The sequence below is a fragment of the Pseudomonas sp. SCB32 genome (genome assembly GCF_009189165.1).
In the GTDB taxonomy this organism is placed as follows: domain Bacteria; phylum Pseudomonadota; class Gammaproteobacteria; order Pseudomonadales; family Pseudomonadaceae; genus Pseudomonas.
This window is the reverse complement of the sequence record NZ_CP045118.1, coordinates 1,509,907-1,534,593: the sequence shown is the minus strand read 5'-3', so window position 1 is coordinate 1,534,593 and position 24,687 is coordinate 1,509,907. Positions and strand designations below refer to the sequence as shown.

The window sequence follows — 24,687 nt, the reverse complement described above, 5'->3', positions numbered from 1 at the left end:
CCTTCGGGTGCCTTTCTTTTTTCCCGTCCGTTTCCCCACCCGCGCACCACTCTGTTACCCGACGCCTCACTCCCTTGCCCCAACCGGGTGCGCACGGCGGGGTTGCCGCTGCTATACCTTTTGCAGGAGCGCGTCCGTCGTCCTTTTCCTATCGCTGGCGTTCGCGGCCCCAAGTCTGGTTCGAAAATTGCTGTCCTTGCGCTGTTGCACAGGTGTTCCCGTTCATTCCGCCTGCTCGACCAACCTCAAAGGATTCCATTCGATGAAAAAAGCCTGGTTGACCCTCTCCGCCCTGGTCCTGATGGCCAGCGCCGGCGCCCTGCAAGCCAAGGAGTGGAAAGAGATCCGCTTCGCCACCGACCCTTCCTACGCACCCTTCGAGTCCAAAGCCCCGGACGGTAGCCTGGTCGGCTTCGACATTGACCTGGGCAACGCCATCTGCGAGCACCTGAAGGTCAAGTGCGTGTGGATGCCCAACGACTTCGACGGCATGATCCCGGGCCTGAAAGCGCGCAAATTCGACGGCGTGATCTCCTCGATGACAGTCACCGAGGCACGCAAGAAGGAAATCGACTTCACCGAGAAACTCTTCACCGGCCCCTCGGCGATGATCAGCAAGAAGGGCGGTGGCCTTCAGGCCACCGCCGACTCGCTCAAGGGCAAGACCGTAGGCGTGGAGCAAGGCACCATCCAGGAGACCTTCGCCAAGACCAAGCTGGAACCGGCCGGGGTCAACGTGAAGAGTTACCAGAACCAGGATCAGGTTTACTCCGACCTGGTCTCCGGTCGCCTCGACGCCTCGCTGCAGGACATGCTGCAGGCCGAACAGGGCTTCCTCACCACCGACCAGGGCAAGGCCTTCGAGATCAGCAAGCCGGTGCACGACCCGCTGATGCCGGCGGACATCGCCATCGGCGTGCGCAAGGGCAACGATGAGCTACGCGAGATGCTGAACAAGGGCATCAAGGCCATCCACGCCGACGGCACCTACGACAAGCTGCAGAAGAAATACTTCGGCGACCTCGACATCTACCACGACTGATCCACCCCAGCACGCCCGCCCCTGCGGTCGGGGCGGGCCCGTTACGGCAACGTCCGCATCACGGGAGCGCTCAGCGCATGCTCCAGGAAATCCTCGAATCCATCAGTCTCAAGGGCTACGGGTCAATCCTGCTGGATGGCACCTGGATGACCGTCAAACTGTCGATCTGCTCATTGCTGCTGTCGGTCCTGCTCGGCCTGATCGGCGCCAGCGCCAAGCTCTCCGGCAGCAAACTGCTGCGCATCCCGGCCACCCTGTACACCACGCTGATCCGCGGCGTACCCGACCTGGTGCTGATGCTGCTGATCTTCTACAGCCTGCAGACCTGGCTGGCCGATCTCACCGACTACATGGGTTGGGAGTACATCGAGATCGACCCCTTCAGCGCCGGCATCATCACCCTGGGCTTCATCTACGGCGCCTACTTCACCGAAACCTTCCGCGGCGCCATCCTCGCGGTGCCGCGCGGCCAGCTGGAAGCGGCCAGCGCCTATGGCCTGAGCCGGGCACAGCGTTTCCGCTTCGTGCTCTTCCCGCAGTTGATGCGCTTCGCCCTGCCAGGGCTGGGCAACAACTGGATGGTGCTGATCAAGTCCACCGCGCTGGTCTCCATCATCGGCCTGTCCGACGTGGTCCGCGCCGCGCAGGACGCCGGCAAGAGCAGCTACCGGCTGTTCTTCTTCCTGATCGTGGCCGCATTGATCTACCTGGCCTTCACCACCCTGTCCAACTTCGTGCTCAACGCCCTTGAGCGCCGTTATGCCATCGGCGTGCGCGAGGCCCTGCGATGATCGAGTTGCTGCAGCAATACGGCAAAGCCTTCCTCTGGACCGACGGCTATCACATCACTGGCCTGGCCATGACGCTCTGGCTGCTGGTGGTGTCCATCGCCTTCGGCTTCACCTTCGCCATTCCCCTGTCCATCGCCCGCGTCTCGCGCAACCCGCTGGCGCGCTGGCCGGTGCAGTTCTACACCTACGTGTTCCGCGGCACGCCGCTGTATATCCAGCTGCTGGTCTGCTACACGGGCATCTACAGCCTGGCGGCGGTACGCGAACAACCGGTGCTCGACGCCTTCTTCCGCAACGGCCTGAACTGCACCCTGCTGGCCTTCGCCCTGAACACCTGCGCCTACACCACGGAAATCTTCGCCGGCGCCATCCGCAACATCGCCCACGGCGAAGTCGAGGCAGCGCACGCCTACGGCCTGAGCGGCTGGCGGCTGTACCGCTACGTGATCATGCCCTCGGCGCTGCGCCGCGCGCTGCCGTACTACAGCAACGAAGTGATCCTCATGCTGCACTCCACCACCGTGGCCTTCACCGCCACCGTGCCAGACATGATGAAGATCGCCCGCGACGCCAACGCCGCGACCTTCCTGTCCTTCCAGTCCTTCGGCATCGCCGCGATGCTCTACCTGGTGACCTCCTTCACCCTGGTCGGACTGTTCCGCCTGGCCGAGCGGCGCTGGCTGGCCTTCCTGGGTCCCAGCCATGGCTAAGCCCCGCACCGCACTCGACGCCGCCCCCGTACCGCACTCCTGAGGCCCGCATGACCACACTGAAGATCGAGTCCCTGCACAAGCGCTACGGCGACAACGAAGTCCTCAAGGGCGTATCCCTGGAAACCAAGACCGGCGACGTGGTGAGCATGATCGGCGCCAGCGGCTCGGGCAAAAGCACCTTCCTGCGCTGCATCAACTTCCTCGAACAACCCGACGAGGGCAGGATGATCCTCGACGGCGAGGAAGTACGGATGCTGCCCGGCCACGGCGGCATGCGCGTCGCCGACCCGGCGCAACTGCAACGCATCCGCACGCGGCTGGCGATGGTGTTCCAGCACTTCAACCTGTGGAGCCACATGACCGTGCTGGAGAACGTTACCCTCGCGCCGCGCCGGGTACTGGGCGTGGAGCGCAAGGAGGCCGAGGACCGCGCACGCAGCTACCTGAGCAAGGTCGGCCTGCCGGCGCAGGTGGTCGACAAGTACCCGGCCTTCCTCTCCGGCGGCCAGCAGCAGCGCGTGGCCATCGCCCGTGCGCTGGCGATGGAGCCGGAAATCATGCTGTTCGACGAACCCACCTCGGCGCTCGACCCGGAACTGGTCGGCGAGGTGCTCAAGGTCATCAAGGCGCTGGCCGAGGAAGGTCGCACCATGATCCTGGTAACCCACGAAATGGCCTTCGCCCGCGAGGTGTCCAGCCAGGTACTGTTCCTCCACCAGGGCCGCGTCGAGGAGCAGGGCCCGCCGCAGGAGGTGCTCGGCAAGCCGAAGAGCGAGCGGCTGCGACAGTTCCTCAGCGGTAATCTGAAATAACCGCCACGCTCTGGTATCCGCGATCCGGTCGGCAGTCCCTACAAGAGTCGCAAGCGACTCAGAGGCTACGGGGTGACGAAGGACCGTAGGAGCTGGCCATGCCTGCGATGGCCCGAGCGCAGGAACATCGCGGACGGAGTCCGCCCCTACGATCACCGGCCTGCCAGGACTGGGGAATGTGATTCCCGGAACCAATCACAGGCAACAAAAAACCGGGCCCGAGCCCGGTTTTTTTGCTCATAGCAGAAGGATCAGGCCTTCGGCAGGGTCACGCCCCTCTGGCCCTGATACTTGCCACCACGGTCCTTGTACGACACTTCGCAAGCCTCGTCCGACTGCAGGAACAGCATCTGCGCCACGCCTTCATGGGCGTAGATCTTCGCCGGCAGGTTGGTGGTGTTGGAGAACTCCAGGGTCACGTGGCCTTCCCACTCCGGTTCCAGCGGGGTGACGTTGACGATGATGCCGCAGCGCGCGTAGGTGCTCTTGCCCAGGCAGATGGTCAGCACGTCGCGCGGGATGCGGAAGTACTCGACGGTACGGGCCAGGGCGAAGGAGTTCGGCGGAATGATGCAGACGTCGCTGTTGATGTCCACGAAGCTCTTCTCGTCGAAGTTCTTCGGGTCGACCACGGCCGAATGGATGTTGGTGAATACCTTGAATTCGGCGGCGCAGCGCACGTCGTAGCCGTAGCTGGAGACACCGTAGGAGATCACCCGGCTGTCATCGGCACCGCGAATCTGGCGCTCGACGAACGGCTCGATCATGCCGTGCTCCAGAGCCATGCGGCGAATCCACTTGTCCGATTTGATGGTCATGGCGGGCGTCCCGTAGCTGTTGAAAAAGAAACGCGAATCTTACCGGCAGGCGCACCGCCCGGCAAAGGGGCGCGCCGGGCGGTGGGTTGTCGCTCCCACAATCCGGGAGCTCGACAGCCGTCAGTCGTCGCTGATCGAGATGTTCGGCATGGCCGGAGCGGCCTTCTCGCTCAGGGCGATGCGCGCGCCCACGCAGCGGGCCATTTCCTGGTAGATCATCGCCAGCTGGCTTTCCGGGTCGGCAACCACCGTGGGCTTGCCGCCATCGGCCTGCATGCGGATGGCCATCGACAGCGGCAGCGAGGCCAGCAGCTCCACGCCGTACTGCGCCGCCAGCTTCTCGCCGCCGCCTTCGCCGAACAGGTGCTCGGCATGGCCGCAGTTGGAGCAGATGTGCACCGCCATGTTCTCCACCACGCCCAGCACCGGGATGTTGACCTTGCGGAACATCTCCACACCTTTCTTGGCGTCGAGCAGGGCCAGGTCCTGCGGGGTAGTGACGATCACCGAGCCGGCCACCGGGACTTTCTGCGCCAGGGTCAGCTGGATGTCGCCGGTGCCCGGCGGCATGTCGATGACCAGGTAATCCAGGTCGTTCCAGGCGGTCTGGGTGATCAGCTGGATCAGCGCGCCGGAAACCATCGGGCCGCGCCAGACCACCGGGGTGTTGTCGTCGGTGAGGAAGGCCATGGACATGACCTCGACGCCGTGGGACTCCAGCGGGATGAACCACTTCTGGTCGCGGATCTTCGGCCGGGTGCCTTCGGGGATTCCGAACATGATGCCCTGGCTCGGGCCATAGATGTCGGCATCGAGGATGCCGACCTTGGCACCTTCGCGGGCCAGTGCCAGAGCGAGGTTCGCAGCGGTGGTGGACTTGCCCACGCCGCCCTTGCCGGAAGCCACGGCGATGATGTTCTTGACGTTGCTCATGCCCGGCACCTGGGCCTGGGCCTTGTGCGCGGCGATGTGGGTTTCCACCTTGACCTGAGCCGAGTCGACGCCGTCCAGCGCTTCCAGGGCCATCTGCACGGTCTGCGCCAGGCCGTTCTTGAACAGGCCCGCCGCGTAGCCCAGCTCCAGGGTCAGCGAGACGCGCCCACCCTGGATATCCAGCTCGCGCAGGTAGCCGGCGTCCATCAGGTTCTGGCCGGTGTGAGGGTCGTTGATCTGGCGGAGAAGGTTTTCCACCGTGGCTCGGTTGACGGCGCCCATGGGTACTCCCGATGAAAGACTGAGCAGAATAGGCGGGCATATTACGCCTCTCGCCGCCGCCTTGCTTGGCATCATCGGTGGTAAACCGGGTTCGCGAGCAAGCTCGCTCCTACAGGGGGCATGCTCTTCGCAGGAGCGAGCTTGCTCGCGAACAGCCCTGCGCCCATGTGCCGCAGAGGCATCCACCCTTACAGCCAAGCGGCACACGGGTGAAAAATCAGCCACGTCCCTATATAGTTGCCGACTTCCCTCGTTTTTCCGTCACGGCCGATCATCATGTCCGAAGCCCGCAAGATTCTCGTCACCAGCGCCCTGCCCTACGCCAACGGTTCGATCCACCTGGGTCACATGCTGGAATACATCCAGACCGACATCTGGGTGCGTTTCCAGAAGATGCGTGGCAACCAGGCGGTGTACGTGTGCGCGGACGACGCCCACGGCTCGGCCATCATGCTGCGCGCCGAGCGCGAAGGCATCACCTCCGAGCAACTGATCGACGGCGTGCGCGCCGAGCACATGGCCGACTTCGCCGACTTCATGGTCGACTTCGACAACTACCACTCGACCCACTCGGAAGAGAACCGCGAGCTGTCCTCGGCCATCTACCTCAAGCTGCGCGAAGCCGGCCACATCGCCACCCGCCCGGTGACGCAGTACTTCGACCCGGAAAAGCAGATGTTCCTGGCCGACCGCTTCATCAAGGGCACCTGCCCCAAGTGCGGCACCGCCGACCAGTACGGCGACAACTGCGAAGCCTGCGGCGCGACCTACTCGCCCACCGAGCTGAAGGACCCGAAATCGGCGATCTCCGGCGCCACTCCGGTGCTCAAGGAATCGCTGCACTACTTCTTCAAGCTGCCTGACTTCCAGGCCATGCTGCAGCAGTGGACCCGCAGCGGTACCCTGCAGGACTCGGTGGCCAACAAGATCGCCGAGTGGCTGGACTCCGGCCTGCAGGAGTGGGACATCTCCCGTGACGCGCCCTACTTCGGCTTCGAGATTCCCGACGCCCCGGGCAAGTACTTCTACGTCTGGCTGGACGCGCCGATCGGCTACATGGCCAGCTTCAAGAACCTCTGCGCACGTCGCCCGGAGCTGGACTTCGATTCCTACTGGAATCAGGGCTCCGACGCCGAGCTGTACCATTTCATCGGCAAGGACATCGTCAACTTCCACGCGCTGTTCTGGCCGGCCATGCTCGAAGGCGCCGGCTACCGCAAGCCGACCGCGGTGAACGTGCATGGCTACCTGACCGTCAACGGCCAGAAGATGTCCAAGTCGCGCGGCACCTTCGTCAAGGCGCGCACCTACCTGGACCACCTGGACCCGGAATACCTGCGCTACTACTACGCCTCGAAGCTGGGCCGTGGCGTGGACGACCTCGACCTGAACCTCGAGGACTTCGTGCAGAAGGTCAACTCCGACCTAGTCGGCAAGGTGGTCAACATCGCCAGCCGTTGCGCCGGTTTCATCCACAAGGGCAACAACGGCCTGCTGGTGGACGCCAATCCCGCGCCGGAGCTGGCCGAAGCCTTCCGCAGTGCCGCCCCGAGCATCGCCGCCGCCTACGAAGCCCGTGACTTCGGCCGCGCCATGCGCGAAATCATGGCCCTGGCTGACCAGGCCAACGCCTGGATCGCCGACAAGGCCCCCTGGTCGCTGAACAAGCAGGAAGGCAAGCAGGACGAAGTGCAGGCCATCTGCGCCCTGGGCGTGAACCTGTTCCGCCAGCTGGTGATCTTCCTCAAGCCGGTGCTGCCGAAGCTGGCCGAAGCCGCCGAAGCCTTCCTCAACGTCGCCCCGCTCAAGTGGGCCGACCACGAGCAGCTGCTGGCCAACCACCAACTGAATCCGTTCAACCCGCTGATGACCCGTATCGAACCCGCGAAAATTGAAGCCATGATCGAAGCCTCCAAGGAAGACCTCGCCGCCGCCAACAAGCCCGCCGGCAACGGCGAACTGACCAAGGACCCGCTGGCCGCGGAGATCAACTTCGACGCCTTCGCCGCCGTCGACCTGCGCATCGCGCTGATCGAGAAGTGCGAGTTCGTCGAGGGCGCCGACAAGCTGCTGCGCCTGTCCCTGGACATCGGCGACGAGAAGCGCAACGTGTTCTCCGGCATCAAGAGCGCCTACCCAGACCCGAGCCAGCTCGAAGGCCGTCTGACCCTGTACGTGGCCAACCTGGCCCCGCGCAAGATGAAGTTCGGCATCTCCGAAGGCATGGTCCTGGCGGCCGGCCCCGGCGGTGAAGAGATCTACCTGCTGAGCCCGGACAGCGGCGCCAAGCCCGGCCAGCGCGTCAAGTAACTCCGCGACCCGCCCCGAGAACGCCGGCCATTCGCCGGCGTTTTCGTGTGCGACAGGCATCACACTGGCCTGCGCTGGATAATCGCTAGATTCGCCCCCTCAAGGACTCAACGCACGCGCAAGGAACTGCCGACGCTGCTTCCCCGCAGCGCCCTGGGCGCCCGACCATGAAGAAATCCAATCTCGTCTTCACCACCCTGCTCACCGGCGGGGTGCTGTACAGCGTGCTGCACCACAACCCGGTGTACCGCGACCTCTACGCCAACCGCGAGGACTGCCTGAAGGACTGGGGCGCCACGCCCAACGCCTGCGAGCCCGAGTCCGGCGGCAGCAGCAGCGGCGGCTCCGGAGGCTCCAGCTTCGGCTCCGGCCGCTATCGCGGGCCAAGCTACGAGGATGGTTCGCGTCCGAAGACCGCGCAAACCTACCAGGTGCAGTCGCGCCAACTGGTCACCCGGGGCGGCTTTGGCCATTCCGGCGCCCGTTTCTCCGGAGGCGGCTGATGCGCCGCCTGCATGTCGAGCCCCGCGCGAACTGGCGTGAGCGCTGCGAAGCGGTCGGCTTCACCTTCCACAGCATCGACGGCCTCTACTGGGACGAGTCAGTGGCCTACGAATTCAGCCTCGAACAGATCGAGACGCTGGAGGCCGCCAGCGAGGACCTGCACCAGCGCTACCTGGAATGCGTCGAGTGGGTGATCCGCACCGGACACTTCGAACCCTTCCACCTGCCGCCGGGCGCCCGCGAGGAAATCATCCGTTCCTGGAACCGCCAGGACCCGAGCCTTTACGGCCGCTTCGACTTCGCCTGGAGCGGCGAAGGCCAGCCGAAGATGCTGGAGTACAACGCCGACACCCCCACCGGCCTGCTGGAGGCCAGCGTGGTGCAATGGCAGTGGCTGAACGAGGTGAACCCGGCCGCCGACCAGTTCAACTCGCTGCACGAGAAGCTGATCGCGCGCTGGAAGGCCATCGCGCCGGACGGCACGCTGCACTTCACTGCCATCGACGGCCACGAGGAAGACACCGGCAACGTCCTCTATCTGCTCGACACCGCGCACCAGGCCGGCCTTGCAACGCGCTACCTGCCGGTGGAATTCATCGGCCACCACGCGGCGCGCGGCACCTTCATCGACCAGTACGAGCAGGACATCCGCCACTGCTTCAAGCTCTACCCGTGGGAGTGGCTGCTGCAGGACAGCTTCGCCGAGCACCTGGAACGCAGCGGCATCCGCTTCCTGGAGCCGGCGTGGAAGCTGCTGATGTCGAGCAAGGCCATGCTGCCGATCCTCTGGAAGCTCAACCCGAAGCATCCCAACCTGCTGCCGGCCAGCTATCGCCAGGACATCCCCGGCGCCTACGTGCGCAAGCCGCTGTATTCCCGCGAGGGCGAGAACATCCGCATCGTCGCCGGCGACCTGCAGCTGGAAAGCGACGGCCCCCACGCCGACGCACCCTGCATCTACCAGGGCTACGCACCGCTGGCCAACCACGACGGCAATTACGCCGTGCTCGGCTGCTGGGTGATCGACGGCCAGGCCGCGGGCCTGGGCATCCGCGAAGACGCCAGCGCCATCACCCGCGACAGCAGCCGCTTCGTTCCCCACTATTTCGTCTGAAGGATCCGCCATGAACCTGCTGCAGACCCTGCCCAACTTCCTCGCCTATTTCGCCGCGGCCGTCGGGCTGTTCGGCCTGTTCACCAGTCTCTACATCCGCCTGACGCCCTACGCGGAAATCCAGCTGATCCGCCAGGGCAACATCAGCGCCGCTGTCGCGCTGGTCGGCACCCTGATCGGCTTCGCCCTGCCGCTCTCCAGCGCCATTGCCCACAGCGTCAGCCTGATCGACATGCTGGTCTGGGGCGTGATCGCCATGCTGGTGCAGGTACTGGTTTTCCTCGGCCTGTCACGCCTGGTGCCGGAGCTCAAGGACGGCATCGCCAGCAACACCCTGGCCCACGGCGTTTTCCTCGGCGGCGCCTCGCTGTGCGTAGGGTTGCTCAACGCCGCCTGCATGACCTACTGAGGCTGCTCGCAGTCGACGTCCCCACCGCCCATATGCTCGAAGCCCTCCAGATACAGGCAGGAGCTGTCCGCCGCGCAGTCCTGCAAAGAGGCGCTGCTCAGGTTTGCCTGTGAGGTGGGGTCGTCCAGGTTCACGTCCGGGAAAATGCCCGCCACTTCCTCAGGCGTCATGATCCTGTCGAAGGTGACGTTGACCGATTGCAGGTGACCGTATTCCCAGTCCAGTTCCACCTCCGAAATACGCGGATCGAGCTGGCGCACCAGGGCTTCCGGCAACTGCGGGCCGGCATAGCTGAGGTCCGTATCGTGGCAGGCATCGCCCCAGTTGCTCAGCTTCTTGCTGGCGGCGCAGCTGAACTGCGCATCGGCCTGGCCGGTGTGTTGCTCCAGCAGGCAGGCGAAGTCGGCGACGCTCATGCGCGGCCAGACGACCAGGTCGGCGGGGGTGAACGGCGCGGCGCTGGCCAGGCCGCTGGTGAGCAGCAGACAGAGAGCGGTGAGGGTTCTGGGCATGGAGACTTCCGTGACGGGAACTGACTGAATTCGGCAGCCGCAGATATTCCCCCCGCCAGCCCCGGCACCGCAACCGATTTACGGACCCTGGAGATTGCTCCTTCAGACCCATGCGCATAATCTATGCGCATCCGCCGTGGAGGTGCCCATGCACACGACCTACGACCCTCAAGCACCGAAGAAAGCCACCAACCTGAGCCTCAACAGCGACCTGCTGAAACAGGCCCGCGAACTGGATGTGAACCTCTCCGCCGTGCTGGAAGAAGCGCTGGCCGATGTGGTGAAGGAGCGCCTGAGCCAGCGCTGGCTGGAACAGAACCGCGAGGCGATCGAAGCCTACAATCAACATGTCGAGGAAGCCGCCATCTTCAGTGACGGGATGCGGAGCTTCTGATGAAGCAGTTCGACCTCTACCGCAATACCAACCCACGCACGCGGGAGGCGATCCCGCTATTGCTGGACGTGCAGAGCGACCTGCTGGCCTCACTGAGCACGCGCATGGTGATCCCGCTGAGCCGTGGCAAGGGGCTGGCCGGCATCAACCGGCTGATGCCGGAGGTGACTGTGGGCGAAGAGAAACTCCTGCTGCTGACCCCGCAAATGGCCGGCATCGCCCGCCGCGAACTGGGCGAGCCGGTGGGCAGCCTGGCGCATCTGCGTCTGGAGATCATCGCCGCCATCGACCTGCTGATCACCGGGATCTGAGCATGAACCACCTCCGCTTACGCCGGTCCACCGGAGTCCAGTCATGACCGAACTCGCCCTGATCCTGGTCAGCGCCATCCTGGTCAACAACTTCGTGCTGGTGCAGTTCCTCGGCCTGTGCCCCTTCATGGGTGTGTCGCGCAAGATCGAGACCGCCATCGGCCTGTCCCTGGCCACCACCTTCGTTCTCACCCTGGCCTCGGTGTGCAGCTACATCCTGCAGCGCTACGTGCTGCAGCCGCTGGACCTGGAGTTCCTGCGCACCATCGGCTTCATTCTGGTGATCGCCGTGGTGGTGCAGTTCACCGAGCTGCTGGTGAAGAAGAGCAGCCCGCTCCTGTACCGCGTGCTGGGCATCTTCCTGCCACTGATCACCACCAACTGCATCGTCCTGGGCGTGGCGCTGCTCAATGCCAACAGGCCGGAGTACGGCTTCCTGCAGTCCACCTTCCAGGGTTTCGGCGCCGGGCTGGGCTTCTCCCTGGTGCTGGTGCTGTTCGCCGCCATGCGCGAGCGCATCGCCCTCGCCGACGTGCCCAAGCCGTTCCAGGGCGCGGCCATCGGCATGATCACCGCCGGCCTGATGTCGCTGGCCTTCATGGGCTTCACCGGGCTGCTCAAGCCATGAGCGCGGTGTTGCTCGCCGTCGCCATCGTCGCCCTGCTCTGCCTCGCCAGTGGCGCACTGCTGGGCTATGCGGCGGTGCGCCTGAAAGTGGAAGGCGACCCGGTGGCCGAACAGATCAATGCCCTGCTGCCGCAGACCCAGTGCGGCCAGTGCGGCTACGCCGGCTGCAAACCCTACGCCCAGGCCATCGCCGACGGCGACCCGATCAACAAATGCCCGCCCGGCGGCGCGGCCACCATCGCCGCCCTCGCCAACCTGCTGGACGTCGAGCCGCAGCCGCTGGACGCCGTCGCGGAAACCCCGCCGCGCGTGGCCTACATCCGCGAGGCCGAGTGTATCGGCTGCACCAAGTGCATCCGCGCCTGCCCGGTGGACGCCATCGTCGGTGCGGCCAAGCTGATGCATACGGTGATCATCGATGAATGCACCGGTTGCGACCTGTGCCTGGAGCCCTGCCCGGTGGACTGCATCGAGATGCGCGAACTGCCGGTGCGCGTCACCGACTGGAAATGGCCGCTGCCGGATACCCGGCTGATCGCCAGTGATCGGGAGCAGGCGGCATGAATGCACAAGCCTGGAGCTTCCCCGGCGGCATCCATCCACCGGAAAACAAGCAGCAATCCACTACGATGCCAATCCAGCGGTCGCCACTGCCGCACCTGCTGGTGTTGCCCCTGCAGCAGCACATCGGAGCAGCCGCCCTGCCCTGCGTCGAAGTCGGCCAGCGCGTACTCAAGGGCCAGTTGATCGCCGAGCCGGGCAGCGCCATCAGCGCCGCCCTGCATGCGCCTACCTCCGGCACCGTCATCGCGCTGGGCGAGCAGCCTTATCCCCACGCGTCCGGGCTGACAGCGCAGGCCATCGTCATCGACTGCGACGGCCAGGATGAATGGACTGCGCTCCACCCCTGCGCCGAGTACGCGTCCCTCTCCGGGGTCGAACTGCTGGAACGCATCCGCCACGCCGGCATCGCCGGGCTTGGCGGCGCCGGCTTCCCCACCGCCGCCAAACTGGCCACGCGCCCGCAGGACGACCTGCATACCCTGATCATCAACGGCGCCGAGTGCGAGCCCTACATCAGCGCCGACGATTTGCTGATGCGCGAACGCGCAGTGGAACTGGTGCAGGGCATCGACATCCTCGTGCACATCCTGCAGCCGGAGCAGGTGCTGATCGGCATCGAAGACAACAAGCCCGAGGCCCTGGCCGCCGTACAGGCCGCCATCGGCGAGCGGAAGGTCAGGCTGCGGGCGATTCCGACCAAATATCCCTCGGGTGGCGAACGCCAGCTGATCCAGATTCTCACCGGCCGCGAAGTCCCCTCCGGCGGGCTGCCGGCGGACATCGGCATGCTCTGCGTGAACGTCGGCACCGCCGTGGCCGTGGCCGACGCCGTGCTGCGCGGACGCCCGCTGATCTCGCGGATCACCACCCTGACCGGCGCCGCACTGGAGCGTCCGTGCAACGTCGAGGCGCTGCTCGGCACGCCGGTGGGCGAGCTGCTGGATTTCGCCGGCCTCGACCGCTCGAAACTGGAGCGGCTGATCCTCGGCGGACCGCTGATGGGCGTCAGCCTGCCCTCGCTCGACGTGCCCCTGATCAAGACCAGCAACTGCCTGCTGGCCGCAAGTAGCGCGGAACTGCCGCCCGCGCCGCCGGCCATGCCGTGCATTCGTTGTGGCGACTGCGCCCAGGTCTGCCCCGCCAGCCTGCTGCCCCAGCAGCTGCACTACTTCGCCCTCGGCGCGGAGCACGAGCAGTTGCAGGCGCACAACCTCTTCGACTGCATCGAGTGCGGCGCCTGTGCCTACGTCTGCCCGTCGAGCATCCCGCTGGTGCAGTACTACCGCGCGGCCAAGGCCGATATCCGCGAGCTGCAACAGCGCCAGCTGAAGGCCGAGCAGTCGCGCCTGCGCTTCGAGCAGCGCCAGGACCGCCTGCGCCGTGAGGAAGAACAACGCGCCGCCGAGCGCCTGGCCCGCCAGGAGCGTGCCGCGCGGGTGCAGGAGGACGAGGCCAAGCCCGAGCCGGCCGCCCCCGCCGCGCATTCCATCATCGAGCGGGTGAAATCCGAGAAAGCCGTGGGCAATGCGCCGGACCAGCTCAAGCGGCTGAAGATCGACGCCAGCATGGCCCAGGTCGCGCTGAAGAAGGCCGAGAAGCAGCTCGCCACCCACGACACCGAACAGCTGCACGTCCAGGTCGCCGAACTGCGCAGCGCCGCCGAACAGGCCAAGGCTGCACTGGCCGCCGCTGAAGAATCGAATGCGAGCGCCGCACCGGCTCCCGCTGCACCGACGCTCGACAACGAGGCCGCACTGAAGAAAGCCAAGATCGACGCCGCCATGGCCCGCGCCCAGCTGAAGAAATCCGAGAAGGCCTTCGGCGAGTCGCCCACGGACGAACAACACGCCACCCTCACCTCCCTGCGTGAGGACGTGGAGCGCATCGAACACCGCTTGAGTGAACTGCAATCCGCCGCCCCGGCCCCGCATACCAGCGAGCCGACTGACGGCGTGCTCGCCTTGCGCCAAGCCAAGCAGCATTACGTGGCCCAGCGCGACGCACTGCGTCAGGCCGAGCGCGATGGCGCCTCCGAAGAAGAACTGAACGCCGTTCGCAAGACCCTGGCGGAAGCCGAACAGGCCCTGCACGCCGCCGAAGACGCCAGCGGCAAGGCGCCGCCGGAGCTGGTACGCACCGACAAACGCCCGGTCAGCGCCGCGCTGCGCGCGGCCAAGACCGAACTGGCCCATGCCCGCGCCGACCTGAAGAAACTCGAACGCGAAGGCGCCGGCGACGATGCCCTGGCCAGCGCCCATGCCCGCCTGCTGGCGGCCGAACGCGCCGTCGCCGATGTCGGTGGTGAGGAATCCCGATGAAGCTGCCCCGAATCACCTCGCCCCACGCTACCGGCAGCAATCGCACGCAGAAGGTCATGCTGACCCTGCTGGCCGCCTGCGCACCGGGCGCCCTGGTGCTGATCGGTCTGTACGGCATCGGCACCCTGTTCAACCTGCTCTGGTGCAGCCTGATTGCCTTGGCCACTGAGGCAGCGATGCTCAAGCTGCGCAACCGTCCGCTGGGCTTATTCCTCCGCGACGGCAGCGCACTGGTCACCGGCGTACTGCTGGCCCTCGCCCTGCCGCCCTATGCGCCCTGGTGGCTGAGCCTGGTCGCCACGGTCTTCGCCCTGGTGTTCGGCAAGCACCTGTACGGCGGCCTGGGGCAGAACCCGTTCAACCCGGCCATGGTCGGCTACGTGGTGGTGCTGGTGTCCTTCCCGCTGCAAATGAGCCAATGGCCATCGCCGGACAGCACCCTGGGCATAGGCGAAGGGCTGCGGCAGATCTTCGGCTTCGCTGCCCAGGCGCCGGACGCCTGGGTGGGCGCCACCGTGCTGGACGTGGTGCGCAACAACAACAGCCTGACCATGGACGAAATGGCCACGCAATCCAGCGCCTTCGGCCATATCGGCGGGCGCGGCGTGGAGCTGGTCAACCTGGCATTCCTTGCCGGCGGGCTGTTCCTGCTCTGGCGCAAGCTGTTCACCTGGCACGCCCCGGTGGGCATGCTCGGCGCGCTGTTCGTCATGGGCCTGCTGTTCTGGAACGGCTCCGGTTCCGACTCCCACGGCTCCCCTCTGCTGCATCTGTTCAGCGGCGCGACCATGCTAGGGGCCTTCTTTATCGTCACCGACCCGGTCTCCGGCGCCACCAGCAATCGTGGCCGCCTGGTATTCGGCATCGGCGTCGGCGTGCTGACCTATGTGATCCGTGCCTGGGGCGGCTACCCGGACGGCGTGGCCTTCGCCGTCCTGCTGATGAACCTCGCCGCGCCGACCATCGACTACTACACGCGCCCGCGCACCTATGGGCACAAGAAGCCCGAGCGCGGCTTCAAGGTGGGGGACTGACATGTCCGGGGCCAACCGCTCGATGCTGAAGAACGCCCTGGTGCTCGGCCTGTTCGCCGTGGTCACGGTGGGCGTGGTGGCGCTGGTCCACCAGTTCACCGCGCAGCGCATCGCGGACGCCCAGCGCGAGGCGCGCGGCCGCGCCCTGCTGGAACTGTTGCCGGCGGGCAGCTATGACAACCATCCGCTGGACAGCCCGGTCGAAGCCTTCGACCCCAAGCTGCTTGGTCGCAACGAACCGGCGCCGGCCTTCGTCGCGCGCCGCCAGGGCCAGGCCACGGCGGTGATACTCCAGGCCACCGCGCCAGACGGCTACAGCGGCGCCATCCAGCTACTGGTGGGTGTGACCGCCGAAGGCCGCCTGCTCGGTGTGCGGGTGGTAGCCCACAAGGAAACCCCGGGGCTGGGCGACAAGATCGAGCTGGGCAAGAGCAACTGGCTGCACGGATTCGACGGCCGCTCGCTGACCGTTCCGGACGATGCCGGCTGGAAGGTGAAGAAGGACGGCGGCCAGTTTGACCAGTTCGCCGGCGCCACCGTTACGCCGCGCGCCGTGGTCAAGGCCACGCACAAGGCACTGCAATACTTCGACGCGCACAAGGCCGAGCTGCTCGCGCCCGCCGCGCAACCGGCCGCAGGAGACAACCATGAGTGATCCGGGCTACCGCGAACTGGCTCTGCAGGGCCTGTGGAAGAACAATCCGGGCCTGGTCCAACTGCTGGGCCTGTGCCCATTGCTGGGCACCAGCAACTCCATGGTCAACGCCCTTGGCCTGGGCCTTGCCACCATCTTCGTGCTGGCCTGCTCCAACGCGGCGGTGGCACTGATTCGTGGCTCGGTGAGCGAAGCCGTGCGCCTGCCCGCCTTCGTCCTGATCATCGCCGCACTGACCACCTGCATCGAACTGCTGATGCAGGCCTGGACCTTTGAGCTGTACCAGATACTCGGCATCTTCATCCCACTGATCACCACCAACTGCGTGATCCTCGGCCGCGTCGAGGCCTTCGCCTCGCGCCACAGCGTGGCCCGCTCGGCCTTCGACGGCCTGATGATGGGCGCAGGCTTCGCCCTGGTGCTGCTGGCCGTGGGCACGGTGCGCGAACTGCTTGGCCACGGCACCCTGCTGGCCGGCATGAACCTGCTGTTCGGCCCGGCGGCGGCGGCCTGGAAAATCCAGCTGTTCGCCAACTACCAGGGTTTCCTGCTGGCCATCCTGCCGCCCGGCGCCTTCCTGGTGCTGGGCCTGCTGATCGCATTGAAGAACCGTATCGATGAAAGCCTGGCGGAACGCGCCAGGTCGCAGGCGGGCGACGTACCCGCACCCGAGCGTCAACGTGTCCGTGTGACCGGAGTGATTGAATGAATGCCGCCAAGCGCGCGGAGATTTTCCGCCGACTGAAAGAAGACAATCCCAACCCCGAGACCGAACTGGCCTACAGCACGCCCTTCGAGCTGCTCATCGCGGTGCTGCTCTCCGCCCAGGCCACCGACGTCGGGGTGAACAAGGCCACCGCCAAGCTCTACCCGGTGGCCAATACCCCGGAAGCCATCTATGCCCTGGGCGTGGAGGGGCTGTCGGAGTACATCAAGACCATCGGCCTGTACAACAGCAAGGCAAAGAACACCATCGAGACCTGCCGCATCCTCATCGAAAAGCACGGCAGCCAGGTGCCGGACAATCGCGAGGACCTGGAGGCCCTGCCCGGCGTGGGCCGCAAGACCGCCAACGTGGTGCTCAACACGGCTTTCCGACAGCCGGCGATGGCCGTGGACACCCACATTTTCCGTGTCGCCAACCGTACTGGGATAGCGCCGGGCAAGAATGTGCTGGAAGTCGAGAAGAAGCTCCTGAAGTTCGTCCCCAAGGAGTATCTGCTCGATGCCCACCACTGGCTGATCCTGCACGGTCGCTACGTTTGCAAGGCGCGCAAGCCTCAGTGCGGCAGTTGCCGGATCGAAGACCTGTGCGAGTACAAGCACAAGACTTCGGACGATTGAGTGTTATCGGAAAAATCCGTAGGACTGATTGAAAAAATCTTTTTTACCGTCCGGTCCTTTGTCGATATAAGGGGCGCCAACACACCCCGTGTTGTGGAGTGCACCGAATGGCAAACGACAAAGAAGACCTCGAACTCGAGGACGATGTCAGCACAGACGAGAGCGATGACAACGCCGAAGCCTCGGCAGAGGTCGCCAAGACCAACCTGACCAAGCGCCGCATCATCGACAACTATCTCGAAGAGCGTCGCCTGCAACGCCAGCTGTCCGATTACGATTTCGATCTGTAAGCCTGCTCCTGAATGTAAGCCCTGAACGTAAAGCCCGTATGAAAAAGCCCCGCATCCTAGCGGGGCTTTTTGTTGGCGCCTGGGTAGGAGCGCGCCGTGCGCGCGATCGCGGGCATGGCACGCTCTACATTGTTTTCTGGGTGATGCCCCTTCGGGCCAGCGCAAGCGCTGTTCGCGATGGAGCCGCGTCCCGCGTTCGCGGGGATGACCCGGAGGAACGCGAATCTCACCCCCGTCATTCCCGCGAACGCGGGAGCCCAAAAGACAGTTGCTCCTACAAGGCGGCTCCATGACAGTCAGACGGCCATTGCCGGACTGCGCTGCACCACCCGATAGCACGGCTCGTAGGCCGCGCCGCCCGGTAGCTTCATCCGGTGCTGCTCGACGAAGGCCTGCAGCAGCGCATCCAGCGGCTCCATGATGGCGGCATCGCCGTGGATCTCGTAGGGACCGAACTCCTCGATCATGCGGATGCCCTTGTCCTTCACGTTGCCGGCGACGATGCCGGAGAACGCCCGGCGCAGGTTCGCCGCCAGCGCATGGGGCGGCACCTCGCGGCTGAGATCCAGGCTCGCCATGTTCTCGTGGCTCGGCTCGAACGGCCGCTGGAAGCCTTCCTCGATCCTCAGCAGCCAATTGAAGTGGTAGGCGTCGTTGCGCTCGCGGCGGAACTGCTTGACCTGCCGCAGTCCCTCGCTCATCTCCCGCGCCACCCGCACCGGATCGTCGATGACGATGGTGTAGCGGCGCTGTGCCGCTTCGCCCAGGGTCGCGCCGACGAAGGCGTGCAGCTGTTCGATGTAGGCCGCAGCACTGCGCGGGCCGGTGAGCACCACCGGGAACGGCATGTCCTGGTTATCCGGATGCATGAGGATGCCCAGCAGGTAGAGGAACTCCTCCGCCGTGCCGACGCCGCCAGGGAATACGACGATACCGTGGCCAACGCGGACGAAGGCTTCCAGGCGCTTCTCGATGTCCGGCAGGATCACCAGTTCGTTGACGATGGGGTTCGGCGCCTCGGCGGCGATGATCCCCGGCTCGGTCAGGCCCAGGTAGCGACCCTTGGTGTTGCGCTGCTTGGCGTGGCCGATGGTGGCTCCCTTCATCGGGCCCTTCATCACGCCCGGGCCGCAACCGGTGCAGACGTCCAGGCTGCGCAGGCCCAGTTCGTGACCGACCTTCTTGGTGTACTTGTATTCGTTGGTGCTGATGGAGTGACCGCCCCAGCACACGACGATCTTCGGCTCGACGCCGGCGTGCAGGGCGCGGGCATTGCGCAGCAGGTGGAAGACGTAGTCGGTGATACCGGCCGAGCTGTCCAGGTCGAAGCGCCGGCTGTTCAGTTCGTTCTGGGTGTAGACGATGTCGCGCAGGGCGCTGAACAGCATCTCGCGGGTGCTGGCGATCATCTCGCCGTCGACAAAGGCGTCGGCCGGCGCGTTGAACAGTTCCAGGCGCACACCGCGGTCCTGCTGGTGGATTTCCAGTTCGAAGTCGCGGTAAGCGTCGAGGATGTGCTTGGCGTTGTCGATCTGCGTGCCGGTGTTGAGGATGGCCAGGGCACATTGGCGGAAGAGCTTGTAGCTACTGCCCGAGCCCGCTTCGCTGAGCTGGTGCACTTCACGTTGAGAGAGGGTTTCCAGGCTGCCCTTGGGGCTGACCGAGGCGTTGTTTACCGGTCTTGGGGACATGCTGTATTCCTTGACGAAGGATGCCGGGCGCCAGAGCGCGGGGCATCCGGAAAATCGGTGCGGCCGTCCATCGGTCGTCATTATCGGGTGCGGCGCAGCGGGGATTATCCGGCCCGTGCGCGATGCTCCTCTGTCTCTGACAAGCAAATGGCGGAAACTGCTTCCGCAATCGACGCATCCCACGTCGATGCACCTTGAGTATGAACGCTCCAGTGTCGTTCTGATGACAGCCCGAAAAGAAAAACCCCGCCGGGGTGGCGGGGTTTCTCCAGGGACACTTCGGTTCAGCGCAAGGGTCAGTCCTTGCGCTGCGGGCTGAGCAGCTCGATCTTGTAGCCGTCCGGGTCCTCGACGAAGGCCAGGATGCTGGTGCCGTGCTTCATCGGGCCCGGCTCGCGGGTGATCTTGCCGCCGCGGGAGCGGATGTCCTCGCAGGCCTTGTAGACGTCGGCCACTTCCAGGGCGATGTGGCCGTAGCCGGTGCCCAGCTCGTAATGGTCCACGCCCCAGTTGTAGGTCAACTCGATCACGCTGTTCTCGTCTTCGCTGCCGTAGCCGACGAAGGCCAGGGTGAATTGGCCGTCCGGGTAATCCTTGCGGCGCAGCAGGGTCATGCCCAGGACTTCGGTGTAGAAGGCGATGGATTTGTCCAGGTCGCCGACGCGCAGCATGGTGTGCAGCAGTCTCATCGATTCTTCCTCATCAGGCGCCCCGGATGCGGGGCCTATAAACGCGAACCCCGGCTCGTGGCCGGGGTTCGCTTGTCACGGGGTCACCAGCTTATCAGAACAGCTTGCGGCCCTTGTTCGCGGCGATACGCATGCGCAGCGCGTTGAGCTTGATGAAGCCCGCGGCATCGGCCTGGTTGTAGGCACCACCATCTTCCTCGAAGGTCGCGATGTTGGCGTCGAACAGCGAGTCGTCGGACTTGCGGCCGACCACGGTGACGTTGCCCTTGTACAGCTTCAGGCGCACGACGCCGTTCACGTACGCCTGGGAGGCATCGATCATCTGCTGGAGCATCTCGCGCTCCGGGCTCCACCAGTAGCCGGTGTAGATCAGCTTGGCGTAGCGCGGCATCAGCTCGTCCTTCAGGTGAGCGACTTCGCGGTCCAGGGTGATCGACTCGATGGCGCGGTGCGCCTTGAGCATGATGGTGCCGCCGGGGGTCTCGTAGCAGCCGCGGGACTTCATGCCGACGTAGCGGTTCTCGACGATGTCGAGACGGCCGATGCCGTTGGCGCCGCCGATGCGGTTCAGCTCGGTCAGAACCTGGGCCGGAGTCATGTCCTTGCCGTCGATGGCAACGATGTCGCCCTTGCGGTAGGTCAGCTCGATGTAGGTTGCGGCGTCAGGGGCCTTCTCCGGGGAGACGGTCCACTTCCACATGTCTTCTTCGTGCTCGGTCCAGGTGTCTTCCAGCACGCCGCCTTCATAGGAGATGTGCAGCAGGTTGGCATCCATGGAGTACGGCGATTTCTTCTTGCCGTGGCGCTCGATCGGGATGTTGTGGGCTTCGGCGTAGTCCATCAGCTTCTCGCGGGACAGCAGGTCCCACTCGCGCCAGGGAGCAATCACCTTCACGCCCGGCTTGAGCGCGTAGGCGCCCAGCTCGAAACGCACCTGGTCGTTGCCCTTGCCGGTGGCGCCGTGGGAGATGGCGTCAGCGCCGGTGGCGTTGGCGATCTCGATCAGGCGCTTGGCGATCAGCGGACGAGCGATGGAAGTACCCAGCAGGTACTCGCCTTCGTAGACGGTGTTGGCACGGAACATCGGGAAGACGAAGTCGCGGACGAACTCTTCTCGCAGGTCCTCGATGAAGACCTCTTTCACGCCCATCTGCTTGGCCTTGGCGCGGGCCGGCTCGACCTCCTCGCCCTGACCCAGGTCGGCGGTGAAGGTCACCACTTCACAGTTATAGGTATCCTGCAGCCACTTCAGAATTACGGAGGTGTCCAGGCCACCGGAATACGCCAGGACTACCTTCTTCACGTCCGCCATGCCACTCAACTCCACGGGGGTTGTCACGAAAGGGATCGATTCTACTGCCCGCCCAGCATAATTTACAGAGGCGCGACAGCTTTAGATGACAAAGCGACAATTTCTATCGTCGGTGCGACTCGCTGCCGCAGGCTCAGCCCTTGGGAATGGCAGCAGGTGCGGCAGGTGGCGAGGCGACGTTGCCGGCAGGCGCAATGGGAGCCGCATTCGCCGGCGCACCGGGCGCCGTTGCGGCAGGCGCGACAGGTGTTGCAGGCGCTGATGCGGCGGGTGCCACCGGCGCCTCTACCGGGGCTTCATCGAGGACCGGCCCGCGCGACAGGTTCACAGTCACCCGGCGATTATGCGCCCGGTTGGCCGCGGAGTTGTTCTTCACCAGCGGATAACGCTCGCCATAGAAGCGCACGATGATCTCCGATTCCGGCACGCCATTGGCCTTGAAGTACTCCATCACCGCGACGGCGCGGCGCCGCGAAGCCTCGCGATTGGCCAGGCGATTGCCGCTGTTGTCGGAGTGACCGTCCAGCTCGATACGGTTCACGCTCGGATCGGCCTTCATGTATTGCAGGATGATGTCGAGCTTGGCCTGCCCCAGCGCATCGATTTCGGTGCCGCCATCCGGGAAGCCGATCTGGCTCTGCCGGACCTGGTCGAAGTTCACCGGCAGCATCCGGGTGGAGCAGTCCTGGAACTGCGCGTAGCCGGCAGCGAAGTGCGTCGGCAGCAGGCGCACCAGCAAGCGATCGCCATCGCGGGTGTGGTGCCGCACCTCCGGCGTGCGGCCTTCCAGCAGGCCGCTGAGCAGGCGTCCGGCCTGCTGCTGGCTGCTGTTGAACGGAACGTCGCCGCCACCGACCTGCACCGAACCCAGGTTCACATCGCCCTGCCCCGGACGCCACGGTGGCGCCGCCGCCAGCAGCGTGGCCGAGCCGCGCCCGAGCCAACCCTGCTGCGATTTGAGACGGAAGGTCGGCTGCTCGCCGGCACGCCAGACGAACTCGCCCAGGCCAAAGCCCGCCACGTTCTGCGACAGCCGGCACTCGAACTGGTCACCCGCCACCGTCCATTCGGCGCTTTCCAGGCGCGGCTGGAACGTCAGCCCCCAGGCTGGAAGGCTCGCGCAAAGAACGAGCAGAAGAAGAGTTGGCTGGCGCACGGTGCGTTCCACACAAGCTGGATTGGGTCTCCGAATCTATCGGTCGGCTGCGGCAAAACTTGATAGCGAGTGCTGCCGACTGCCTTTTCCGGTAGCATTTCCCTACTCTTTCCGCTGCAACCGCCTTCCTGGAATTCGCATGTCCGACCGCCTGACACTCCTGCGCCCCGACGACTGGCACATCCATCTGCGCGACGGCGCCGCACTCGCGCAAACCGTCGGCGACGCCGCTCGCACCTTCGGCCGCGCCATCATCATGCCGAACCTGGTGCCGCCGGTGCGCAACGCCGCCGAAGCCGACGCCTACCGCCAGCGCATCCTGGCCGCCCGTCCGGCCGGCAGCCGCTTCGAACCGCTGATGGTGCTCTACCTCACCGACCGTACCAGCGTGGAAGACGTGCGCGCGGCCAAGGCCTCGGGCTACGTCCATGCCGCCAAACTGTACCCGGCCGGCGCCACCACCAACTCCGATTCCGGCGTGACCAGCGTCGACAACATCTTCCACGTTCTGGAAGCCATGGCCGAAATCGGCCTGCCACTGCTGGTGCATGGCGAAGTGACCCGCGCCGAAGTCGACGTGTTCGACCGCGAGAAGCGCTTCATCGACGAACACCTGACCCGCGTGGTCGAGCGCTTCCCGACCCTGAAAGTGGTCCTCGAGCACATCACCACCGGCGATGCCGCAACCTTCGTCAAGGCCGCCCCGGCCAACGTCGGCGCGACCATCACTGCGCACCACCTGCTGTACAACCGCAACCACATGCTGGTCGGCGGCATCCGCCCGCACTTCTATTGCCTGCCGATCCTCAAGCGCAACACCCACCAGGAAGCCCTGCTGGATGCGGCCACGAGCGGCAACCCGAAGTTCTTCCTCGGCACGGACTCCGCGCCCCACGCGCGCCATGCCAAGGAAGCCGCCTGCGGCTGCGCCGGCTGCTACACCGCCTACGCCGCCATCGAGATGTACGCCGAGGCCTTCGAGCAGCGCAACGCGCTGGACAAGCTGGAAGCCTTCGCCAGCTTCCACGGCCCTGATTTCTACGGCCTGCCGCGCAATAGCGACCACATCACCCTGGTGCGTGAAGACTGGAATGCCCCGGCGGCGCTGCCGTTCGGCGATTACGAAGTGGTCCCGCTGCGTGCCGGCGAGAAACTGCGCTGGCGCCTGCTGGAGACCCAGGCATGAGTGACGAGAACGAAAACTTCGAAGAAGAACTCGACGGTTCCTTCCCGCCTGGCCCGCGCCACCCGATGGCCCGCCGCTTCCGTGGCTACCTGCCGGTAGTCGTGGACGTCGAGACCGGTGGCTTCAATGCCGGAACCGACGCACTGCTGGAGATCGCCGCCGTCACCATCGGCATGGACGAGAGCGGGTATCTGTTCCCGGAACACACCTACTTCTTCCGCGTGGAGCCCTTCGAAGGCGCCAACATCGAGCAGGCGGCACTGGAGTTCACCGGCATCAAGCTGGACCACCCGCTGCGCATGGCCGTGCCGGAAGAACAGGCGCTGACCGAAATCTTCCGTGGCGTGCGCAAGTCGCTCAAGTCCAACGGCTGCAAGCGGGCGATCCTGGTCGGCCACAACAGCAGCTTCGACCTGGGCTTCCTCAATGCCGCGGTGAACCGCAGCGGCGTGAAGCGCAACCCGTTCCACCCCTTCTCCAGCTTCGACACCGCCACCCTCGCCGGCCTCGCCTACGGCCAGACCGTACTGGCCAAGGCCTGCCAGACCGCCGGCATCGAGTTCGACAACCGCGAGGCCCACTCGGCGCGCTATGACACCGAGAAGACCGCCGAGCTGTTCTGCGGCATCGTCAACCGCTGGAAGGAATTCGGCGGCTGGATGGAAGACGAGGACTGATCGCTTCCCACTCCCCATGAAAAAGCCCCGCACTTGCGGGGCTTTTTCTTTCCCGCACGGGCTCCCTGTAGGAGCGGACTCCGTCCGCGATTAGCCTCGTCGCGGAATGGATCGCGGACGAAGTCCGCTCCTACGAAAAGCAGCCCCCGCGTATCCCAATAAATAGCCCCGCCGAAGCGGGGCTTTTTTCATGCACTGG

The 24,687-nt window shown here is 65.2% G+C and carries 27 protein-coding genes; 20 read left to right on the top strand and 7 right to left on the bottom strand.

The features are described from left to right. The first annotated feature begins 262 nt into the window (after window positions 1-262). The 4 genes from GA645_RS07140 to GA645_RS07125 all read left to right on the top strand — a co-directional run bounded on the left by GA645_RS07140 (window position 263) and on the right by GA645_RS07125 (window position 3,358). Window positions 263-1,042 (top strand): ABC transporter substrate-binding protein, encoded by a 780-nt coding sequence (locus GA645_RS07140; RefSeq protein ID WP_152221274.1) that lies wholly within the window; start codon window positions 263-265, stop codon window positions 1,040-1,042. Between the two features lie 77 nt (window positions 1,043-1,119). Continuing rightward, entirely contained in the window at window positions 1,120-1,833 is a 714-nt protein-coding gene (locus tag GA645_RS07135) for an ABC transporter permease (protein WP_152221272.1), read from the top strand. Beyond that, window positions 1,830-2,543, top strand: a complete 714-nt coding sequence (locus GA645_RS07130; RefSeq protein ID WP_152221269.1) for an ABC transporter permease — start codon at window positions 1,830-1,832, stop codon at window positions 2,541-2,543. The genes GA645_RS07135 and GA645_RS07130 overlap by 4 nt, the downstream gene beginning before the upstream one ends. Before the next feature lie 50 nt (window positions 2,544-2,593). Next, window positions 2,594-3,358 (top strand): ABC transporter ATP-binding protein, encoded by a 765-nt coding sequence (locus GA645_RS07125; protein WP_152221267.1) that lies wholly within the window; start codon window positions 2,594-2,596, stop codon window positions 3,356-3,358. A 251-nt stretch (window positions 3,359-3,609) separates the two neighbouring features. Here the strand turns inward: GA645_RS07125 and dcd are convergent, their stop codons facing one another. Both dcd and apbC read right to left on the bottom strand, forming a co-directional pair. Further along, window positions 3,610-4,176: a dCTP deaminase gene (gene dcd / locus GA645_RS07120; RefSeq protein WP_152221265.1), complete on the bottom strand. Its 567-nt coding sequence runs from the start codon at window positions 4,174-4,176 to the stop codon at window positions 3,610-3,612. A 120-nt stretch (window positions 4,177-4,296) separates the two neighbouring features. Then, complete coding sequence (apbC, locus tag GA645_RS07115) at window positions 4,297-5,391, bottom strand: iron-sulfur cluster carrier protein ApbC (RefSeq protein WP_152221263.1); 1,095 nt, start codon at window positions 5,389-5,391, stop codon at window positions 4,297-4,299. 276 nt (window positions 5,392-5,667) lie between these two features. Here apbC and metG point away from each other — a divergent pair, with 276 nt between their 5' ends. From metG to GA645_RS07095, 4 genes are all read left to right on the top strand, one after another. Beyond that, window positions 5,668-7,701 (top strand): methionine--tRNA ligase, encoded by a 2,034-nt coding sequence (gene metG, locus GA645_RS07110; RefSeq protein ID WP_152221261.1) that lies wholly within the window; start codon window positions 5,668-5,670, stop codon window positions 7,699-7,701. 167 nt (window positions 7,702-7,868) lie between these two features. After that, complete coding sequence (locus GA645_RS07105; protein ID WP_152221259.1) at window positions 7,869-8,204, top strand: hypothetical protein; 336 nt, start codon at window positions 7,869-7,871, stop codon at window positions 8,202-8,204. Further along, the gene (locus GA645_RS07100) at window positions 8,204-9,319 is read left to right on the top strand and encodes a glutathionylspermidine synthase family protein (RefSeq protein ID WP_152221257.1); all 1,116 of its coding nucleotides are present in this window, start codon (window positions 8,204-8,206) and stop codon (window positions 9,317-9,319) included. Before GA645_RS07105 ends, GA645_RS07100 begins: the two co-directional genes overlap by 1 nt. Before the next feature lie 10 nt (window positions 9,320-9,329). Further along, window positions 9,330-9,728: a DUF350 domain-containing protein gene (locus GA645_RS07095; protein ID WP_152221255.1), complete on the top strand. Its 399-nt coding sequence runs from the start codon at window positions 9,330-9,332 to the stop codon at window positions 9,726-9,728. Here GA645_RS07095 and GA645_RS07090 read toward each other — a convergent pair. Continuing rightward, entirely contained in the window at window positions 9,722-10,240 is a 519-nt protein-coding gene (locus GA645_RS07090) for a hypothetical protein (protein WP_152221253.1), read from the bottom strand. The genes GA645_RS07095 and GA645_RS07090 overlap by 7 nt on opposite strands. 148 nt (window positions 10,241-10,388) lie before the next feature. Between GA645_RS07090 and GA645_RS07085 the strand changes: the two genes are divergently transcribed. The 10 genes from GA645_RS07085 to GA645_RS07040 all read left to right on the top strand — a co-directional run bounded on the left by GA645_RS07085 (window position 10,389) and on the right by GA645_RS07040 (window position 17,777). After that, window positions 10,389-10,634, top strand: coding sequence for a type II toxin-antitoxin system CcdA family antitoxin (locus tag GA645_RS07085; protein ID WP_152221251.1), 246 nt, complete (start codon window positions 10,389-10,391; stop codon window positions 10,632-10,634). After that, window positions 10,634-10,945: a CcdB family protein gene (locus GA645_RS07080; protein WP_152221249.1), complete on the top strand. Its 312-nt coding sequence runs from the start codon at window positions 10,634-10,636 to the stop codon at window positions 10,943-10,945. Before GA645_RS07085 ends, GA645_RS07080 begins: the two co-directional genes overlap by 1 nt. A 43-nt stretch (window positions 10,946-10,988) precedes the next feature. Then, window positions 10,989-11,573 carry an electron transport complex subunit RsxA gene (gene rsxA, locus GA645_RS07075; RefSeq protein WP_152221247.1) on the top strand — a complete coding sequence of 195 codons (585 nt, stop codon included), beginning with the start codon at window positions 10,989-10,991 and terminating at the stop codon, window positions 11,571-11,573. Beyond that, window positions 11,570-12,136: an electron transport complex subunit RsxB gene (gene rsxB, locus GA645_RS07070; protein ID WP_152221245.1), complete on the top strand. Its 567-nt coding sequence runs from the start codon at window positions 11,570-11,572 to the stop codon at window positions 12,134-12,136. Before rsxA ends, rsxB begins: the two co-directional genes overlap by 4 nt. Continuing rightward, window positions 12,133-14,454, top strand: coding sequence for an electron transport complex subunit RsxC (gene rsxC, locus GA645_RS07065; protein ID WP_152221243.1), 2,322 nt, complete (start codon window positions 12,133-12,135; stop codon window positions 14,452-14,454). Before rsxB ends, rsxC begins: the two co-directional genes overlap by 4 nt. Beyond that, window positions 14,451-15,488 (top strand): RnfABCDGE type electron transport complex subunit D, encoded by a 1,038-nt coding sequence (locus GA645_RS07060; RefSeq protein ID WP_152221241.1) that lies wholly within the window; start codon window positions 14,451-14,453, stop codon window positions 15,486-15,488. The genes rsxC and GA645_RS07060 overlap by 4 nt, the downstream gene beginning before the upstream one ends. A 1-nt stretch (window position 15,489) precedes the next feature. Then, window positions 15,490-16,143 (top strand): electron transport complex subunit RsxG, encoded by a 654-nt coding sequence (gene rsxG, locus GA645_RS07055; protein WP_152221239.1) that lies wholly within the window; start codon window positions 15,490-15,492, stop codon window positions 16,141-16,143. Next, a complete protein-coding gene (locus GA645_RS07050; RefSeq protein ID WP_152221237.1) occupies window positions 16,136-16,852 on the top strand; it encodes an electron transport complex subunit E in 717 nt (238 codons plus the stop codon). Before rsxG ends, GA645_RS07050 begins: the two co-directional genes overlap by 8 nt. Then, window positions 16,849-17,487 (top strand): endonuclease III, encoded by a 639-nt coding sequence (gene nth / locus GA645_RS07045; RefSeq protein ID WP_152221235.1) that lies wholly within the window; start codon window positions 16,849-16,851, stop codon window positions 17,485-17,487. Before GA645_RS07050 ends, nth begins: the two co-directional genes overlap by 4 nt. A gap of 107 nt (window positions 17,488-17,594) precedes the next feature. Next, on the top strand, window positions 17,595-17,777 hold the full coding sequence (locus GA645_RS07040; protein WP_152221233.1) for a PA3496 family putative envelope integrity protein: 183 nt from the start codon (window positions 17,595-17,597) through the stop codon (window positions 17,775-17,777). Window positions 17,778-18,073: 296 nt separating this feature from the next. On the opposite strand, the gene ppnN is transcribed toward GA645_RS07040, so the two are convergent. The 4 genes from ppnN to GA645_RS07020 form a co-directional block, all read right to left on the bottom strand. Beyond that, window positions 18,074-19,468, bottom strand: coding sequence for a nucleotide 5'-monophosphate nucleosidase PpnN (gene ppnN, locus GA645_RS07035; RefSeq protein WP_152221231.1), 1,395 nt, complete (start codon window positions 19,466-19,468; stop codon window positions 18,074-18,076). 296 nt (window positions 19,469-19,764) lie between these two features. After that, on the bottom strand, window positions 19,765-20,157 hold the full coding sequence (gene gloA, locus GA645_RS07030) for a lactoylglutathione lyase (protein WP_152221229.1): 393 nt from the start codon (window positions 20,155-20,157) through the stop codon (window positions 19,765-19,767). A gap of 94 nt (window positions 20,158-20,251) precedes the next feature. Next, window positions 20,252-21,469, bottom strand: a complete 1,218-nt coding sequence (locus tag GA645_RS07025; RefSeq protein WP_152227957.1) for an argininosuccinate synthase — start codon at window positions 21,467-21,469, stop codon at window positions 20,252-20,254. A gap of 133 nt (window positions 21,470-21,602) precedes the next feature. Continuing rightward, window positions 21,603-22,625, bottom strand: a complete 1,023-nt coding sequence (locus tag GA645_RS07020) for an OmpA family protein (RefSeq protein WP_152221227.1) — start codon at window positions 22,623-22,625, stop codon at window positions 21,603-21,605. 139 nt (window positions 22,626-22,764) lie between these two features. Between GA645_RS07020 and pyrC the strand changes: the two genes are divergently transcribed. Together pyrC and rnt are read left to right on the top strand one after the other, a co-directional pair. Beyond that, complete coding sequence (pyrC, locus tag GA645_RS07015) at window positions 22,765-23,811, top strand: dihydroorotase (protein WP_152221225.1); 1,047 nt, start codon at window positions 22,765-22,767, stop codon at window positions 23,809-23,811. Next, window positions 23,808-24,488: a ribonuclease T gene (gene rnt / locus GA645_RS07010; protein WP_152221223.1), complete on the top strand. Its 681-nt coding sequence runs from the start codon at window positions 23,808-23,810 to the stop codon at window positions 24,486-24,488. Before pyrC ends, rnt begins: the two co-directional genes overlap by 4 nt. The last annotated feature ends 199 nt before the right edge of the window (window positions 24,489-24,687 follow it).